This is a genomic window from Agathobaculum sp. Marseille-P7918, from assembly GCF_900625105.1.
Classification (GTDB): domain Bacteria; phylum Bacillota; class Clostridia; order Oscillospirales; family Butyricicoccaceae; genus Agathobaculum.
The window spans coordinates 399,278-416,095 of sequence record NZ_UYYD01000002.1; the positions used below are offsets into that span (position 1 = coordinate 399,278).

Annotated in this window: 14 protein-coding genes; 6 read left to right on the forward strand and 8 right to left on the reverse strand. The window is 60.2% G+C overall.

Annotated features, from left to right (window positions below; genetic code table 11):
* Positions 1 to 34: 34 nt before the first annotated feature.
* The 7 genes from glgA to EJL02_RS05465 form a co-directional block, all read right to left on the reverse strand.
* Positions 35 to 1,471, reverse strand: a complete 1,437-nt coding sequence (gene glgA / locus EJL02_RS05435) for a glycogen synthase GlgA (RefSeq protein ID WP_125115393.1) — start codon at positions 1,469 to 1,471, stop codon at positions 35 to 37.
* Between the two features lie 179 nt (positions 1,472 to 1,650).
* Positions 1,651 to 2,778: a glucose-1-phosphate adenylyltransferase subunit GlgD gene (gene glgD, locus EJL02_RS05440; protein ID WP_164510300.1), complete on the reverse strand. Its 1,128-nt coding sequence runs from the start codon at positions 2,776 to 2,778 to the stop codon at positions 1,651 to 1,653.
* A 13-nt stretch (positions 2,779 to 2,791) separates the two neighbouring features.
* Positions 2,792 to 4,003, reverse strand: coding sequence for a glucose-1-phosphate adenylyltransferase (locus EJL02_RS05445; protein WP_125115395.1), 1,212 nt, complete (start codon positions 4,001 to 4,003; stop codon positions 2,792 to 2,794).
* Between the two features lie 60 nt (positions 4,004 to 4,063).
* Positions 4,064 to 6,229, reverse strand: coding sequence for a 1,4-alpha-glucan branching protein GlgB (gene glgB, locus EJL02_RS05450; RefSeq protein ID WP_125115396.1), 2,166 nt, complete (start codon positions 6,227 to 6,229; stop codon positions 4,064 to 4,066).
* Between the two features lie 256 nt (positions 6,230 to 6,485).
* Positions 6,486 to 7,715: a competence/damage-inducible protein A gene (locus tag EJL02_RS05455; RefSeq protein ID WP_125115397.1), complete on the reverse strand. Its 1,230-nt coding sequence runs from the start codon at positions 7,713 to 7,715 to the stop codon at positions 6,486 to 6,488.
* 307 nt (positions 7,716 to 8,022) lie between these two features.
* On the reverse strand, positions 8,023 to 9,192 hold the full coding sequence (gene thiI, locus EJL02_RS05460) for a tRNA uracil 4-sulfurtransferase ThiI (protein WP_125115398.1): 1,170 nt from the start codon (positions 9,190 to 9,192) through the stop codon (positions 8,023 to 8,025).
* 21 nt (positions 9,193 to 9,213) lie between these two features.
* Positions 9,214 to 10,341 (reverse strand): cysteine desulfurase family protein, encoded by a 1,128-nt coding sequence (locus tag EJL02_RS05465; RefSeq protein WP_125115399.1) that lies wholly within the window; start codon positions 10,339 to 10,341, stop codon positions 9,214 to 9,216.
* Between the two features lie 167 nt (positions 10,342 to 10,508).
* Here EJL02_RS05465 and EJL02_RS05470 point away from each other — a divergent pair, with 167 nt between their 5' ends.
* From EJL02_RS05470 to EJL02_RS05480, 3 genes are all read left to right on the forward strand, one after another.
* The gene (locus EJL02_RS05470; RefSeq protein WP_125115400.1) at positions 10,509 to 11,792 is read left to right on the forward strand and encodes an adenylosuccinate synthase; all 1,284 of its coding nucleotides are present in this window, start codon (positions 10,509 to 10,511) and stop codon (positions 11,790 to 11,792) included.
* A gap of 69 nt (positions 11,793 to 11,861) precedes the next feature.
* Positions 11,862 to 12,413: a GNAT family N-acetyltransferase gene (locus tag EJL02_RS05475; RefSeq protein ID WP_125115401.1), complete on the forward strand. Its 552-nt coding sequence runs from the start codon at positions 11,862 to 11,864 to the stop codon at positions 12,411 to 12,413.
* A gap of 115 nt (positions 12,414 to 12,528) precedes the next feature.
* Positions 12,529 to 13,041, forward strand: a complete 513-nt coding sequence (locus EJL02_RS05480; protein ID WP_125115402.1) for a CarD family transcriptional regulator — start codon at positions 12,529 to 12,531, stop codon at positions 13,039 to 13,041.
* A gap of 58 nt (positions 13,042 to 13,099) precedes the next feature.
* Here EJL02_RS05480 and EJL02_RS05485 read toward each other — a convergent pair whose 3' ends face one another.
* Complete coding sequence (locus EJL02_RS05485) at positions 13,100 to 13,369, reverse strand: phage holin (protein ID WP_125115403.1); 270 nt, start codon at positions 13,367 to 13,369, stop codon at positions 13,100 to 13,102.
* A gap of 237 nt (positions 13,370 to 13,606) precedes the next feature.
* Between EJL02_RS05485 and EJL02_RS05490 the strand changes: the two genes are divergently transcribed.
* The 3 genes from EJL02_RS05490 to EJL02_RS05500 are packed head-to-tail and all read left to right on the forward strand — an operon-like array spanning position 13,607 to position 16,809.
* Positions 13,607 to 15,511: a glycoside hydrolase family 13 protein gene (locus tag EJL02_RS05490; RefSeq protein WP_164510302.1), complete on the forward strand. Its 1,905-nt coding sequence runs from the start codon at positions 13,607 to 13,609 to the stop codon at positions 15,509 to 15,511.
* 18 nt (positions 15,512 to 15,529) lie between these two features.
* A complete protein-coding gene (locus EJL02_RS05495; protein ID WP_125115405.1) occupies positions 15,530 to 16,072 on the forward strand; it encodes an NUDIX hydrolase in 543 nt (180 codons plus the stop codon).
* Between the two features lie 44 nt (positions 16,073 to 16,116).
* Positions 16,117 to 16,809, forward strand: a complete 693-nt coding sequence (locus EJL02_RS05500; protein WP_125115406.1) for a response regulator — start codon at positions 16,117 to 16,119, stop codon at positions 16,807 to 16,809.
* The last annotated feature ends 9 nt before the right edge of the window (positions 16,810 to 16,818 follow it).

The window sequence follows — 16,818 nt, forward strand, 5'->3', positions numbered from 1 at the left end:
CTCTTGTCTCCTCACTTAGTTTGCTTGATCGGTCTTACCAGCCCAGGGCAGAATGGTAAACCTCAATGTATTTATCTGCCGAGCTATCCCAGCTGAAATCGCTCTGCATGCCTTGCAGCATCAGTTTCTTCCAGGCGGGCTTGTTATAGCGGAATACGCCGCAAGCCTCACGGATGACGTGCAGCATGTCGTGCGCATTGTAGCTGGCGAAGGTAAAGCCATTGCCCGTGCCCGCGTAATCGACGAACGCCTGAACGGTGTCCTTCAGGCCGCCGGTTTCGCGTACGATCGGGATCGTGCCGTAACGCAGTGCGATCATCTGTGCCAGACCGCACGGCTCAAACTTGGACGGCATCAGGAACATATCCGCGCCCGCATAAATGCGGTTGGCCAGATCGCCCGAGAACATGATGGACGCCGAAATGTTGTTCGGATAGCGGCGCTTGGCCTCGAGGAACATCTGCTCGTATCTCCAGTCGCCCTTGCCCAAAACGATCAGGCGCAGGTCGTCGGACAGGATATCGTGCAGCACGGCTTCGATCAGGTCAAGGCCCTTCTGATCGACAAAGCGGGTGACCATGCCGATGACCGGCGTGTTCTCGTCGCCTTCAATGCCGCAGAGCTTGAGAAGCTCGAGCTTGTTGACCTTTTTGTCGTCCGGGTTCTTCGGGCCGTAGTTCTTGAAGATCTTGGGATCGGTTTCCGGATTGAACGCATCCATGTCGATGCCGTTCAAAATGCCGTGCAGCTTATAGCTGTTCATGCGCAGCACGGAATCCAGACGGTAGCCGTAGTATTCGGTCTGGATCTCATTTGCGTAGGTGGGCGAAACTGTGGTCACCGCGGTGGAAGCCACGATCGCGGCCTTCATCAGGTTGACGTCGCCGTCCATCGCCATAAAGCCCGAGCGGAAATGCGCGTCGTCGATACCGAGCACATATTCCAGGATCTCGCGGCCGTAGCGGCCCTGATACTGGATGTTGTGAATGGTGAAAACGGTCTTGATGTTCTCATAGAACGGACGGGAGGAGAACATCAGGTTGTAATACACCGGAACCAGCGCGGTCTGCCAGTCGTTGCAGTTGATGACGTCCGGACGCCAGTCCAGATCGGGCAGCACTTCGAGCACTGCCTTGGAGTAGTAGGCGAAGCGCTCCGCGTCGTCATACTCGCCGTAAACCTGACCGCGGGCAAAGTAATACTCATTGTCGATGAAATAGTAAGTCACGCCGTCCGCTTCATAGCGGAAGATGCCGCAATACTGGTTGCGCCAGCCCAGACGGACATAAGCGTTCTTCAGATAATAGAACTTTTCGCGCCAGTCCTGTCCGATCGCGGAATACAGCGGGCAGAATACGCGCACGTCGTGTCCCTTTGCAGCAAGGGCCTTGGGCAGCGAGCCGGCAACGTCACCCAGACCGCCGGTTTTGACGAACGGGGCACATTCGCTGGTAACGTACATAATTTTCATAAGAACCGAGCCTCCCCAATAGGAGGCGCGGAAACAGAGTCTCCGCTTCCGCACCTGCTATCTTGCATATCTTTATTATACTAGATTCTTCCTTCCTGCAAAATAGGGAATTTCCACGAACATTTCACACTTTCAGCCCGTGTTTTTCGCTCATTTGCAGCGAATTTAACGTGTTTTTATCAGACGGTTGCGTTCTTTGCGATCGTAATGGGGTAGTTCTCGTGTCCCATCATGGTGCGCCCGTCGCGGATGACGACGTTGCGGTCGGTGATGACATGGCGCAGGCTGGCGTCCGACTGGATGCGGCCGCCCTCCATGATGATGCAGTCGCAGATCTCCGCGCCCTTTTCGACGACCACGTCACGGAACAGCACGCAGTTCTTGACCGTGCCTTCGATGCGGCAGCCGTCCGCGATCAGGCTGTCCTCAACCAGCGCCTTGTCGCCGTAGTACGCGGGCGCTTCGTCCTTGATGCGGGTCAGGATCGGACGATTGCGCAGGAACACTTCGTCGCGCACGTCCTTGTCCAGCAGGTCCATATTGGAGCGGAAGTAATCGAAGGTATCCTCGATCTTGACCGCGTACTCGTTGAACAGGTAGCCGGCTACCGTGCCGTCGATCAGCGCACGGGTCAGGAACTCACGCTCGAAGTGGATGCAGTTATGGGTGACGCAGTCCGACAGCATATGGATGAGGTACTGACGGCTCATGACATACACGCCCAGCGCGATGTGCTTGCACTTGCCCTCGTTGGAGTCGCCCACGCGGATATCAACCGCTTCCTTCTTGCGGTTGAGCTCTACATAGGTGGTGAACGGGGAGTCCTTCTGCTTCTTGGTGCAGACCATGGTCAGGTCGGCGCCCGACTTGATGTGACGCTCGATAACGTCGTCGAGCGGGATGTTGGCGACGATATCGCCGTCGGCCACGACCACATAATCCGCCTTGTTCTTCTGCAGGAAATCAACCGCGCCGGCCAGCGCGTCGATCTTGCCGCGGTATTCGCCGGTCACGAGCGGCGAAGCCTTCTTGGAATAGGAGTACGGCGGCAGCAGGGTCACGCCCGAGTTCTTACGGGACAGGTCCCAGTCCTTGGCGTTGCCGATATGGTCGATGAGGGACTGGTATTTGTCCTTCATCAGCACGCCGACGCGGTAAATGCCGCTGTTTACCATGTTGGACAGCATAAAGTCGATGATGCGGTAGCGTCCGCCCCACTGCACCGCGCCGACCGTACGGTGCTCGGTGATCTCACGGAGATCGTTATCGTTATCAAATGCAATGATGATGCCTAAAACACTGTTCATCATTTCCGCCCCCTTACTTTACGTCCGGCAGATCTTCGTCTGCCATTTCTTTCGCCGCCAGCGTTGCGCCGCGGCCGATGCGCACGCCTTCCGCAACGACGGCCACGCCCCATTTATCCACGTCGCCGTCCGACGGGCTGCCGCCGACAACGGCGTCCTTGGCAATGACGGCCTTTTCCGCGATGATCGAGTAGCGCACGGTTGCGCCTTCCTCGATGACGGCGCCCGGCATCAGGATGGAGTATTCCACCTTGGCGCCCTTGCCGATCTTGACGTCCGAGAACAGGACGGACTCGGAAACATCGCCCGCGATCTCGCAGCCCTCGGAGAGCAGGGTGTGCTTGACCGACGCGTTCTTGTAGGTGAAGTGCGGGGGCGAACCGGTGGTGCGGCCGTAAATCTTCCAGCTGTCATCCGACAGGTTCAGGCCGGAATTCGGGCTGAGCAGGTCCATATTGGCCTCCCACAGGCTTTCGATCGTGCCGACGTCCTTCCAGTAGCCTTCAAAGCGGTAGGAGACCAGCTTCTCGCCGTTGGCGAGCATGGCCGGGATGATGTCCTTGCCGAAGTCGTTGGAAGATTTCGGGTTGTTTTCATCGTCCACCAGATACTGGCGCAGCTTCTTGTACGAGAAGATGTAGATACCCATGGAAGCGAGCGTGGACTTGGGCTGCTTGGGCTTCTCTTCGAACTCGTAAATCGTGCCGTCCGGCTTGCAGTTCATGATGCCGAAACGGGATGCCTCGGACAGCGGCACGTCGAGCACGGCGATGGTCGCATCCGCGCCGGTCTCCTTGTGCTGCTGGAGCATCTTGTTGTAGTTCATCTTGTAGATATGGTCGCCCGACAGGATCAGGACATACTCGGGATCGTAATCGTCGATGAACTGGATGTTCTGATAAATGGCGTTGGCCGTGCCCTTGTACCACTCAGAGGTCTTGCCCTTCTGGTACGGCGGCAGGACATAGACGCCGCCGCGCAGGCGGTCGAGGTCCCAAGTCTGGCCGGAGCCGATGTAAGCGTTGAGCACGTGCGGCTCATACTGGGTCAGTACGCCGACCGTGTCAATGCCGGAGTTGACGCAGTTGGAAAGCGGGAAGTCGATGATGCGGTACTTGCCGCCGAACGGCACCGCGGGTTTGGCGACCTTTTTGGTCAGTACGTAGAGGCGGCTGCCCTGACCGCCTGCGAGCAGCATGGCTACGCATTCTTTTTTCCGATACATTGATGAACTCTCCTTTTTGCGGTTTACGTTTATTTCACGCCGGTTTCGGCGCGTCCCCTTTTAAGAATCCTGCTTGCCGGCATCGTTTGCCTGCACCACCGCCTTTTCTCCGGTCTTGGTGACTGCTTTTGTGCCGGTTTTCGCGACCGCTTTCTCCCCGGTTTTTGCTACCGCTTTTTCTCCGGTTTTGGCCACCGCTTTGGAGCCGGTCTTGGCTACCGCGCGCGTCCCCGTCTTGGCAACGGACTTGGTGGAAGCGTGGGCGCCCTTGGCGGCTTTTGCGGCCGCAGCCTTTTTGGCTGCTTCGATTTCGGCCTTGGTGCGGCGCTTGGCTCGCGGCTTACCCTTGAAGAACAACACGCCGAAGCGCGGAATATGGATGCTGATGGACTGTTCCTGCCCGTGCATGGGCTTTTTGCTGTCGGTCTTTACCTTGCCGTTGGAGATACCGCTGCCGCCGAACTCGGTCTTGTCCGAGGTGAAGATCTCCTCGTATGTGCCGGCAATCGGCACGCCGATGCGGTAATTTTCCTGAATCTCCGGCGAGAAGTTGACCACGATGACGATATCGCTGCCGTCCTTGGCGATACGGCGGAAAGCGATGATGTTGTTGCGGTTATCCTCGTGGCTGATCCACTCAAAGCCGCGCCAGTCGGTATCCTGCTCCCACAGCTGCGGGGTTTCCAGATAGAAGTGGTTGAGCGCCTTGACGTAGGTCTGCATCTGCTTGTGGGCCGGATAGTCGAGCAGCATCCAGTCCAGTCCGCGCTGGTACGCCCATTCGGAGAACTGCGCGAACTCGCCGCCCATAAACAGCATCTTTTTGCCCGGATGGGCGGTCATGTAGCCGTACAGGGCGCGCAGGCCGCCGAACTGGTTTTCGTACGGAGGCGGCATCTTGGCGATCAGCGAGCACTTGCCGTGCACGACCTCGTCGTGCGAAAGCGGCAGAATGTAATTTTCCGAGAATGCATACATGAACGAGAAGGTGATCTTGTCATGCATGTCCTTGCGGAAGAACGGGTCGGCCGAGCAGTAGCACAGCATATCGTTCATCCAGCCCATGTTCCACTTGAAGTTGAAGCCGAGGCCGCCGTCATAGCCGGGCTTGGTCACCATCGGCCACGCGGTGGATTCCTCCGCGATCATCATGACGTCCGGATGGTCGGTCAGGATGAACTCATTGAGCAGGCGCAAAAAGTCGATTGCCTCGAGGTTCTCGCGTCCGCCGTGGATATTGGGCCGCCACTCGTTCTGGCGGTTATAGTCGAGGTAGAGCATGGAAGCGACCGCGTCCACGCGCAGGCCGTCCATGTGGAACTTTTCGATCCAGAACATCGCCGACGAGAACAGCAGGTTGCGGGTCGAGGTCTTGCCGTAGTCAAATACGCGCGTGCCCCATTCCTTGTGCTCCATCTTGAGCGGGTCGGCGTATTCATAGAGGTAAGAGCCGTCGAACTCGACCAGGCCGCAGCCGTCCTTGGGGAAGTGCGCGGGCACCCAGTCCATGATGACGCCGAGGCCGGCCTGATGCGCCTTGTCGATGAAGTACATCAGATCCTTGGGCGTGCCGTAGCGGCTGGTCGCGGCGAAGTAACCGATGACCTGATAGCCCCACGAGCCGTCGAACGGATACTCGGTCAGCGGCATGACTTCGATGTGGGTGTAGCCCATTTCCTTGACATAGGGGACAAGCTCTTCCGCGAGCTGGCGATAGGAGTAGAAATTGCCGTCCTCATGTACCTTCCACGAGCCGAGGTGGCACTCGTAGATGTTGACCGGGCTGGAATAGGGCAGGTTGTTCTTGCGCCATTCGATCCAGGACGCGTCGTTCCATTCGTAGCCCTCGATATCGTACACCTTGGAGGCGTTGCCCGGGCGGGTCTCGGAATGGAAGCCGTACGGGTCGGACTTGTCGAACACATCGCCCGATTTTGCCCATACGCTATACTTATATGCCGCGTATTCGGAAACATGCGGAATGAATTTTTCCCAGATGCCCTGTTCGTCGCGTATCATGTAATCCACGTCGCGGTTCCAGCCGTTGAACTCACCCATGACCGAAACTTTTTCCGCTTCGGGGGCGTAAACGCGGAACAGATAACCGCTCTCGCCATCCTGTTCAAAGGGATGGGCGCCCATGTAGTCAAAGGCGCGGCAGTCCCTGCCTGAGTAGAAAAGCTGGCTTCGCTTCTCGCAGGCCGGTGCTGCGGGTGTTTTCTTCATATCGCATCTCTCCCTCTTTATACTTCTCATCCTGCCAAAATCCAGCGTCTTTGCGAATTTTTTCCATACAATTTGTACAATTCGCCCTGATTCAGGCAGACACCTCTCACTTTAGTTAGGTATAGTATACATCAAGGCAAAATAAAAGTCCAGCAATTTTACACAATTGCTGGACTATTTTACTAAAAATTTTGTTTGGTTTCCACAGGCAATGACTGGAAATGTCGAGAAAACACACAAAAATACGCTGTTTTGTTCAGAAAATGTTGCGGCGAATTAAATCCAGTGCGGTGGACGCTGCCTGCATGCGCACGCGGTCGCGTCCGTTGGTGGACTTCATCTTGCGGGTGTAGTGTTTTCCCTTGCACCAGATGCTGATGTACACCAGTCCGACCGGCTTGTCATCCGTGCCGCCGCCCGGTCCTGCAACGCCCGTGATGCCCACGCCGACGTCCGCGCCGAGCGCTTTGGCCACGCCCTCGGCCATCTGCTCGGCCACCTCGGGCGATACCGCGCCGACCGTGTCGAGCGTCTCCTTTTTGACGCCGAGCACCTTCATCTTCACCTCGTTGGCATACGAGCACACGCCGCCGAGGTAGTAATCCGAACAGCCGGGCACATCGGTGATGCGCTTGGAAAGCAGACCGCCCGTGCAGCTTTCCGCGACCGCAAGCGTCATGCCGCGCTCGCGCAGCCCGTCGCCCACGACCTGTTCGAGCGAATCCACGTCCACACCGTACACATCGTCGCCCAGCAGGTCGCAGATCTTCTCAACCACCGGCTCGAGCAGCTTTTCGCATGCTTCCGGGGTGTCCGCCTTGGCGGTCACACGCGCGAAGCACTCCGAGGTCTTGGCGTACGGCGCGATGGTCGGGTTAGTGCTGGTCTCCATCATGTCGTGCAGAATGGTCTCCATGTTGCTCTCGCCCAGACCGAACACGCGCACGTTGCGCGACACGATGCAGCCGCCCGCGAGCTTGTAGAGGTACGGCATCGCGCATTCCTTCCACATGGGATTGCACTCGCGCGGCGGACCGGGCAGCATGAGCACATGCTTGCCGTAGGCTTCAAACGCGCAGCCGGGCGCGGTGCCCCATTCGTTGACGAACACCGTGCAGCCCTCGGGCAGCCACGCCTGCTTTTCGTTGTTCGGGGTCATTTCGCGGCCGATGGTCTGGAAAAAGCCCTTGATGCGGTCGAGCGAGGGCTGGTGCAGCGCCATCTTGCGGCCGAACACGGTCGCAAGCGTCTCCTTGGTCAGGTCGTCGAGCGTGGGCCCGAGGCCGCCGGTCGTGATGATGATGTCTGCGCGGTCACGCGCGGTCTCGATGACGTGGCGCAGACGCGCCGGGTTGTCGCCCACGACCGTCTGGTAAAATACGTTGATGCCAAGCTCGCTCAGGCCCTGCGAGATGACCTGCGCGTCCGTGTTGACAATGTCGCCCAGCAGGATTTCCGTGCCGACGGCGATCAGTTCTGCATTCATTTTGCGTTCCTCCCAATGGTATCATGGTTCGGCTGCCTTTGCCCCCTTGGGGTGGCAGTCATTTTTGCTTGTTCGCTGCCGCAGCCGGGCGGCTCGCAGAAAGCGTCACCGACCTTTGCGCGCGCAGCGCGCCCTTATTTGCGGCAGCAAATTGGGCGTTTTGGTTCACCTGCAAAGCGGCAGCAACTGTCCCGCAGGAAAGGGGAAGATTCGCAAGAAGGGGAAAACCGCAGGTTGTCTCCTTCTTGTGCGCCTGCCGCGCGCAGCGGCGCCGTTCCCGCCGCCCGCAGGCGGCGTTATCTCGTGCTTACGGCAGATGGATGATTTCCACGCCTTCAACCGCTTCGTTGACGAGACTTTCCACATCCAGATGGCTTTCCGCCTCGAGGATCTTGGGCATCTTGGGCTTGGTGTTCGGGTGTTTGGGGGTGAACACCGTGCAGCAGTCCTCATAGGGCAGGATGGAGGTCTCAAACGTGTCGATATGCCGCGCAATGCGCACGATCTCTTCCTTGTCCATGCCGATGCACGGACGGAAGATGGGCAGCTCGCACACGGCGCCGGTCACGCCCATGGCGGGCATGGTCTGGCTCGCGACCTGACCGAGCGACTCGCCCGTGATCAGCGCGCCGCAGCCGTACTGGATGGCGACTTTTTCGGCAATGCGCATCATAAAGCGCCGCATGATGAGCGTGAACAGCTCTTCGTGGCACTTTTCGCGGATTTCCTCCTGAATCTTGGTGAACGGCACGACCATAACGCTCATGCGGCCGCACCACACGGTCAGCTTGCGGCCCAGCTCGAGCACCTTCTCCTTGGCGCGCTCCGAGGTGTAGGGATAGCTGAAGAAGTGCACGCCGACCAGCTCCAGACCGCGCTTGGCCATCATCCAGCCCGCGACCGGGCTGTCGATACCGCCCGAGAGCAGCAGCGCCGCACGGCCGTTCGTGCCGACCGGCATGCCGCCCGCGCCCGGCTCGGGGCCCGCGTGCACAAAGGCGTACTTTTCGCGGATCTCGACGTGTACGGTCAGATCCGGGCCGTGCATGTACGGACGCACGTTCGGGAACCGGTCGGCCAGCTCGCCGCCGACGTGCTGGCTGATCTCGGTCGAGGTCATCGGGAACTTCTTGTCGCCGCGCTTGGTTTCGACCTTGAAGGTCTTTGCCTGCGCAAAGCGGTCGGCCAGATAGCTTTGCGCGGTGTCGATGACGCTCTCGAGCGTCTTTTCCGGGCAGACCGCCGCGCGCGAGATGGTCGCAAAGCCGAACACATGGCGCGCGCAGTCCATCACGGCGTCGGCGTCCGCCTCCTCGGGCACTTCGACATACACGACCGACTGACGCATGGAAATCTCGCAGTCCGCCACATGCTTCATGCGGCGCGACAGGTTTTTCAGCAGGCGGTCTTCAAAGGTTTTGCGGTTGAGGCCTTTCAGGACGATCTCCCCGCACTTGAGCAGCAATACTTCTTTCATAACGTCTCCTTTATAATAAGGTTATCGAACCAACATTTTCCGGCCCTTCTGCGCGGCCGCAAGCAATGCATCCACGTCGTCCGTCGTGTTCGACGGGCAGAAGGATACGCGCAGCGCGCTGTCCGTGCGCGTTTTGGGCAGACCGAGCGCCTTGAGCACCCCGCTCTGCTTGCCCTTGGAGCAGGCCGACCCGCTCGAGACATAGACCTCGTCGCTCTCGAGCACACGCAGCATGACCTCGCTCTTGCAGCCGGGCAGCGACAGGTTGACCACATGCGGGATATCGCCCACGCCGTTGAACGCCGCGTCCCGCAAAAGCGCCGCCACCTGCTGGTGCAGATAATCGGCAAGCGCCTGCACATGCTGATAATCCTCGTCAAAATGCGCCATGCGGATCTCGCACGCCTTGGCGAAAGCCGCGATGTTCGGCAGCGGCTCGGTGCCCGGGCGCATGCCTTTTTCCTGTCCGCCGCCGAACATCAGCGGCGGCAGGCGCAGCCCTTTTTTGACATATAGTGCGCCGATGCCCTTGGGCGCGCCGATCTTGTGGCCGGACACGCTCATCAGGTCGCAGTGCCATTTTTTCGGAGTCAGCTTCACGCGCGCGAGTCCCTGCACCGCGTCGATATGAAACAGCGCACGCGGCGCTTTCGCCTTGAGCATCGCGCCGAGTTCGGCCACCGGCTGCACCGTGCCAATCTCGTTGTTGACCAGCTGGCAGGACAGCAGCACGGTGTCCTCGGTCAGCGCTTTTTCGAGCGCGTCCGGCGTAACGTGCCCGGTCGCGTCCGGCGCGAGATAGACCACGTCAAACCCTTCGGCCGCGAGCTGCTTGCAGGTGTTGAGCGTCGCCGCGTGCTCGATCTCGGTCGTGATGATGCGCCCCTTCTGATGGCGGTTTAAGTGCGCCACCCCGCGCAGGCTGATGTTCGTGCTCTCCGTGCCGCAGGAGGTGAAATAGGTCTCCTCCGGCAGGCAGCCGAGCGCCGAGGCCACCGTTTTCCGGCTGTCCTCGAGCAAATGCGAAGCGTCTATTCCCATTTTATGCAGGCTCGACGGGTTGCCGAAGCAGGTGCGCATGGCGTGCATGGCCGCCTCCGCCGCTTCGGGCAGCACCGCCGTCGTCGCCGCATTGTCCAGATAGTGCATGTCTTTTTCTTCTCCTTCCATGCTTTACACGGATATTTTACAACGGCGTATGGGCTTTTACAAGTCAAAAGGTGCAAAACAGGATTGAAAAGCCCGGCATGCTATGCTATACTTTAGCTGTATGACATGATGAAAGCATGTCCGAGAGCAGAAAGGAAGGAAAACCTATGCCAGGTAAGGTAATTCTCGGCGCCCAGTGGGGCGACGAAGGCAAGGGCAAGTTTATCGATATTTTTGCGGGCAAGGCCGATCTGGTCGTCCGCAGTCAGGGCGGCAACAACGCCGGCCACACGGTCGTGGCAAACGGCGTCAAATACAAGCTGCAGCTCATCCCCTCGGGCATTTTGTATCCAGACTGCACCAACGTGATCGGTCCGGGCGTGGTGGTCAACCCCAAGGCCGTGCTGGGCGAGATCGACGGCCTGCACGAAAAGGGCGTTTCAACCGACAAGCTGCACATCGATGCGCGCTGCCACTGCATCCTGCCGTGGCACCTCGAGCTGGACGCTTTGAGCGAGGCGGAAAAGGCCAAGGACGGCACCGCGATCGGCACGACCAAAAAGGGCATCGGCCCGACTTACATGGATAAATCCGAGCGCAGCGGCGTGCGCATGCACGACTTTGTCGATCCCGACCGGTTCGAGACCGTGCTGCGCGAGGCATGCGCGCACAAAAACCGCGTCATCACCGGCGTATACGGCGGCGAGGCCATCGACGCGGACGCGGTCATCGCGGAGTACCGCGAATACGCCGAGCGTCTGCGCCCCTATGTGTGCGACACCTCCATCCTGACCTGGAACGCGGTCAAGGAGGGCAAGGAAGTGCTGTTCGAAGGCGCGCAGGGCACGCTGCTCGACCTCGATATGGGTACTTACCCGTTCGTCACCTCCTCGCACCCGGTCGCGGGCGGCTGCTGCATCGGCTCGGGCGTCGGCCCGACGGCCATCGACAGCATCATGGGCATTTTCAAGTCCTACACCACCCGCGTGGGCGAAGGCCCGTTCCCGACCGAGCTGTTTGACGAGACCGGCGACTACATCCGCAACGCCGGCGGCGAGTTCGGCACGGTCACCGGCCGCCCGCGCCGCACCGGCTGGTTCGACGCAGTCGTCGCACGCTATGCCGTGCGCGTCAACGGCCTGACCGAGGTCGTCATCAACAAGATCGACCCGCTGCGCGGCCTGCCCAAGCTCAAGGTCTGCGTGGCCTACAAGCTGAAGAACGGCGAAACCGTCACCGAGTTCCCGGCAAACTTCATGGATCTGGTGGACTGCGAGCCGGTTTATGAAGAGTTCGATGGCTTTGACGAGGACATCACGAACTGCCGCTCGTTTGGCGAACTGCCCAAGACCGTGCAGGATTACATCCGCGAGCTGGAGCGCATCATCGAGTGTCCGATCACCATGCTGGGCGTCGGTCCGGCGCGCGATCAGGTTATGACCATCAAGTAAACGCAACGGGGCGCAAAGCGACATGCTTTGCGCCCTTTTTCTCTCTTTTTACAGAAAGGAGGCGCCCCCATGACGCTGACGACCAAACGACTGACCCTGCGCCCGTTCCGCGAGGACGACGTCGAGGCGCTGTATGCATATTCCAAAGACGAGGCGGTCGGCCTGGGCGCGGGCTGGAAACCGCATGAGAGCCTTTTGGAGTCGAGCGACATCCTGCATCTGGTGTTCCTCGACCAGCCGACCGTCTGGGCAGTCGAGCGGACGGCCGACCGCCGCCTGATGGGCTCGATCGGGCTGATCACCGACTCGGCGCGGCAGTACGGCTCGTCGCGCTCGCTGGGCTACGCGCTGGGCGTGGACTACTGGGGACAGGGCTACATGACCGAAGCCGCGCGGGAAACCGTGCGCTTCGGGTTTGCGCAGATGGGGCTGGACCTCATCAGCGCGACCTGTTATCCGGACAACCCCGCCTCGCGCCGCGTGCTGGAAAAATGCGGCTTCCGGTACGAGGGCATGCTGCACCGCGCAGAGCTGCTCTACAACGGCGAGGTGAAGGATCACCTGTGCTTCTATCTGCCGCACGAAGCAGCCCAAAACCTGGACTGGTATGCAGAAAAATAAATTTTTTCTTACATTTTCCTATGAAATGTGCTATAATAATAACAAGAACAAACAGTCGGCGGCAGCGTTTTCACGCTGCCCGCCGTCGCGTTTCGGCACAGTAAGGAGGAGTACCATGTATCAGACGGGGGAATATATCGTTTACGGAACCAGCGGCGTATGCCGGGTGGAGGCGATCGGTAAACCACCCTTTGATACGGAGGAGGACAAGCCGTATTACACGCTTGCGCCCGTCGCCGGTACGGAAACCATTTATGTCCCGGTCGATTCATCGGTGTTCACGCGCCCGGTGATCTCGCGCGCGCAGGCCGAAGAGCTGATCCAGACCATCCCGACCATCGAGGAGGACGGCTTCACCTCGCACAGCATGCGCATGTCGAGCGAGCACTATCAGGCGGTGCTGCAAAGCCACGACTGCCGCGATCTGGTGCAGCTGATCAAGACGGTGTACGCCAAATCCCGCCGCAGCGGACGCCGCATCAGCCAGGTCGATCAGCGGTACCGCAAGCGGGCCGAGGACCTGCTGCACGGGGAGCTGGCGGTGGCGCTGGGCATCCCGGTGGGCGAAGTCCATTCTTATATCTCACACGCGATCGCGCAGCACAAAAAAGAAACCGCAAAGTCATAACGAGTCAGGGGCGCGGCCATACGGCCGCGCCCCTGATCTGCGTTTCGGGCGGTTTTGGCTACTTTTCCAGCGGCTTTTCATACTGCCGCGCGCGATCGGAGTCGGTCAGGCCGCTGGTGGTCGGGTCGTTGAGCGCATTCCAGACGTTGGACGCGACCAGAAACAGGCAATACGGATTGGTCAGCGCCTGCCGGGCGACGTCCCACACCGCGCCCCAGCTGGTCATATCCGCCGCGGTCAGGCCGGCATAGGCCAGCAAGGTAGCGAACACGCCCAGCAGCAGCTGCACCCAGAACACCGGGTTTTTAATGCGGACACGCAGGTTCAAAGGCAAAACCTCCTTTCGGTTTGTCGGGCCGCCGGCGCGGCCTCTCATCCCAACCGCCGAGAACCCGTTTGATTGACCGCAAACGGGCAAACCGCGCACCGGCGGCCGGTATCATTCTATGAACATGAAGGTGCGGATGCGCACACGGGAAACGGCTTGCAGCAGCCGTTTTTTGTTTACCTTGCGCATGGTTCGTGCTATACTATATAAAGAGATTTTATGTTTGGGGGAAATTTCTTGAACACCATTCCCAGTTGTATTTTTCACTCCCGCAGCCTTGCCTGCAAAGCGCCGTACGGCGCCGTGCCCGCCGGGCAGACGGTTGAGTTTTCCACCTATCCCAAGCGGGAACGCGGCACCGAGCACATCACCCTCTGGGTGGAGGAGGACGGCAAGGAGCCCGAAGCCTTCCCGATGCGCTGGTGCGGCCTTGCCGGTGCGCGCGACCACTACACCACCAGCTTCACGCCGTCGCATCCGGGCCTGTACTGGTATTACTTCACGCTGGACACGGCGGACGGCCCGCGCTACTGCGCGCGCGGCTACGCCGGCCGCGCTGAGATCATCGACGCACTGGGCGACAAATATCAGCTGACCGTGTACGATCCCGCCTATCAGCCGCCGCGCTGGTTTGGCCGCGGCATCACCTACAACATCTTCCCCGACCGCTTCTGCCGGGACAAAATGCCCGTCCAGCCCGAAGGCGAGGGCATCGCGCCGCGCGTTCTGCACGAAAACTGGGACGATATCCCGGTTTACAAGCCGGATGAGCACGGCGAGATCCTCAACAACGACTTTTTCGGCGGCACGCTGCGCGGGGTCATCAGCAAGCTGGACTATCTGGAAAGCCTGCATGTGACCACCATCTATTTCAACCCGATGTTTCAGGCGTATTCCAACCACCGGTACGACACGGGCGACTACAAGCGCATCGACCCGCTGTTCGGCTGCGAGGAGGACTTCCGCACGCTGTGCAGCGAGGCGGAAAAGCGCGGCATGCGCGTGGTGCTGGACGGCGTGTTCAACCACACTGGCTATGACAGCCGCTATTTCAATGCCCGCGGCCGCTACAACAGCCTGGGCGCGCACCAATCCAAGGACTCCCCCTATTACCGCTGGTACGATTTTCAGGAGTGGCCGGACAAATACGGCTCGTGGTGGGGCATCTACACCCTGCCGCAGGTGCGCGAGATGGACGAAAGCTATCTCGACTTCATCATCGAGAATGAGGACAGCGTCGTGCGCCGCTGGCTGCGGCTGGGCGCGTCCGGCTGGCGGCTGGACGTGGCAGACGAGCTGCCCGACGCCTTTATCCAGCGGTTAAACGCCGCTGCCAAGCGCGAAAAGCCGGATGCGCTCATCATCGGCGAGGTCTGGGAGGACGCCTCCAACAAGATCGCCTATTCCGAGCGCCGCAAGTATTTTCAGGGCGGCGAGCTAGACAGCGTGATGAACTATCCGCTGCGCGACGCGATCCTCGCGTTTCTGGGCGGCGGCACGGCCGAACACTTCGCCGAAACCATGGAATGCATCCGCGAGAACTACCCGCGCGCTATCTTTTACAACCTGATGAACGTCATCGGCACGCACGATACCGCGCGCGCACTGACCCTGCTGGGCGTCTCGGACGAGGAATGGAAAATGGACCGCGACGGGCGCGCGCATTACGAGCTGCCGCCCGACCGGCTGGCGGGTGCGCTGCGCAAGCTGCGGCTGGCGGCAATCATCCAGTTCACCATGCCCGGCTCGCCCACCATCTACTACGGCGACGAGGCCGGCCGACAGGGCTTTGAAGACCCGTTCAACCGCCGCACCTACCCGTGGGGACAGGAGGACCGCGAGCTGCTCGCGTTCTACCGCCGCCTGTGCGCCCTGCGCGCGGACAGCCACACGCTGGCCGACGGCGAACTGCACTTCCTGCATTGCCACGGCGCGCTGCTGCAATATGAGCGCGTGAGCGATACGTCCCGCCTGATGGTGCTCGTCAACCGCGGCCATCAGACCATCCGCACCTGCGCGCAGGCTGTCTACGCGGTGGATATGCTGAGCGGGGAGAGTTTCGAGGATGCCGACAGCCACGGCGTGCACATTTCCGTGCCGCCCGAGACCGCCTATGTGCTGCGCTGCTTCGGCACGCCGTAAAACAAGGGGGAAAACAGCATGGATATGAGGGAAAAACAGCTTTCCCATCGGTATTTTTTTGAGGGAAAGATCATGAAGGCGCGGCTCGACGAGGTCGAGCTGCCAAACGGCAAAACCGCCCCGCGCGAGGTGTGCGAGCACGTCGGCGGCGTGGGCATCCTGCCGATCGACCGGAACGGCAACATCATTCTGGTGCGGCAGTTCCGCTATCCGTATGACGCGGAGATTCTCGAGATCCCCGCGGGCAAACTCGACCACGGCGAAGCCGAAAGCGCGGCCGACTGCGGCGCGCGCGAGCTAAAGGAGGAAACCGGCTGCACGGCGGGGCGCATCGTGCCGCTCGGCTGCGTGTACCCCTCCCCCGGCTTTCTGACCGAGGTCGTGCACCTGTTTGCGGCGCTCGACCTAACCGACGGCGAAATGCAGCCGGATGAGGACGAATTTGTCGAAGTGGTGCGGCTGCCGATTGCCGAGGTCGAAGCCATGGTTTCGCGCGACGCGATCCGCGACGCCAAGACGCTGGCCGCGCTGTACCGTGCAAAACTCAAGGGGCTGTACTGATTTTTTCGTAGCAGCCCGTTTCCCTTCTGTCAAAGGAGGCAAAGATGGATAAGAAAAAAATTCTGGTCGTCGAGGATGAAAAGGCGATCGCGGACATTCTGGTATTCAACCTGCAGCGCGAGGGGTACGACACGCTCGTCGCCTATGACGGCGCGGAAGGCCTGCGCGCAGCGCTCGAGGACGCGCCCGATCTGGTGCTGTTGGACGTGATGCTGCCCGAGATGGACGGCTTTGAAGTGCTGCGGCACATCCGCGAAAAGCAGGACACCCCGATCATCATGCTGACCGCCCGCGAGGAGGAGACCGACAAGGTGCTCGGCCTCGAACTGGGCGCGGACGACTATATCACCAAGCCCTTTTCCATGCGCGAGCTGATGGCCCGCGTCAAGGCCAACATGCGGCGCACGCTGTCCGGCGAGGAGCGCGAAAAACCCGCGATGCCGTCCGGCGGCGGCCTGCGCATTTCGCGCGACAACGGCATGGTGTACAAAAACGGGCGGGCGCTCGAGCTGTCCGCACGCGAGTTTGACATCCTGTGCTTCCTGTCCTCGGCGCCCGGCCGCGTGTTTTCGCGCGAGGAGCTGATGGAACAGGTCTGGGGCTATGACTACTACGGCGACCTGCGCGCGGTCGATGTGGCGATCCGCCGCCTGCGCGAAAAGGTCGAGGACCAGCCCGCCAGCCCGCGCTATATCATGACCAAGCGCGGCATGGGCTATTATTTCAACGGCGAATGACCCCGTGCC

Excerpts from the sequence above, each read along its gene's own strand:
- glgA (WP_125115393.1), bottom strand. The coding sequence starts at position 1,471 with ATGAAAATTATGTACGTTACCAGCGAATGTGCCCCGTTCGTCAAAACC.
- glgD (WP_164510300.1), bottom strand. The coding sequence starts at position 2,778 with ATGAACAGTGTTTTAGGCATCATCATTGCATTTGATAACGATAACGAT.
- EJL02_RS05500 (WP_125115406.1), top strand. The coding sequence starts at position 16,117 with ATGGATAAGAAAAAAATTCTGGTCGTCGAGGATGAAAAGGCGATCGCG.
- glgB (WP_125115396.1), bottom strand. The coding sequence starts at position 6,229 with ATGAAGAAAACACCCGCAGCACCGGCCTGCGAGAAGCGAAGCCAGCTT.
- EJL02_RS05465 (WP_125115399.1), bottom strand. The coding sequence starts at position 10,341 with ATGCACTATCTGGACAATGCGGCGACGACGGCGGTGCTGCCCGAAGCG.
- thiI (WP_125115398.1), bottom strand. The coding sequence starts at position 9,192 with ATGAAAGAAGTATTGCTGCTCAAGTGCGGGGAGATCGTCCTGAAAGGC.
- EJL02_RS05480 (WP_125115402.1), top strand. The coding sequence starts at position 12,529 with ATGTATCAGACGGGGGAATATATCGTTTACGGAACCAGCGGCGTATGC.
- EJL02_RS05470 (WP_125115400.1), top strand. The coding sequence starts at position 10,509 with ATGCCAGGTAAGGTAATTCTCGGCGCCCAGTGGGGCGACGAAGGCAAG.
- EJL02_RS05475 (WP_125115401.1), top strand. The coding sequence starts at position 11,862 with ATGACGCTGACGACCAAACGACTGACCCTGCGCCCGTTCCGCGAGGAC.
- EJL02_RS05445 (WP_125115395.1), bottom strand. The coding sequence starts at position 4,003 with ATGTATCGGAAAAAAGAATGCGTAGCCATGCTGCTCGCAGGCGGTCAG.
- EJL02_RS05455 (WP_125115397.1), bottom strand. The coding sequence starts at position 7,715 with ATGAATGCAGAACTGATCGCCGTCGGCACGGAAATCCTGCTGGGCGAC.
- EJL02_RS05495 (WP_125115405.1), top strand. The coding sequence starts at position 15,530 with ATGGATATGAGGGAAAAACAGCTTTCCCATCGGTATTTTTTTGAGGGA.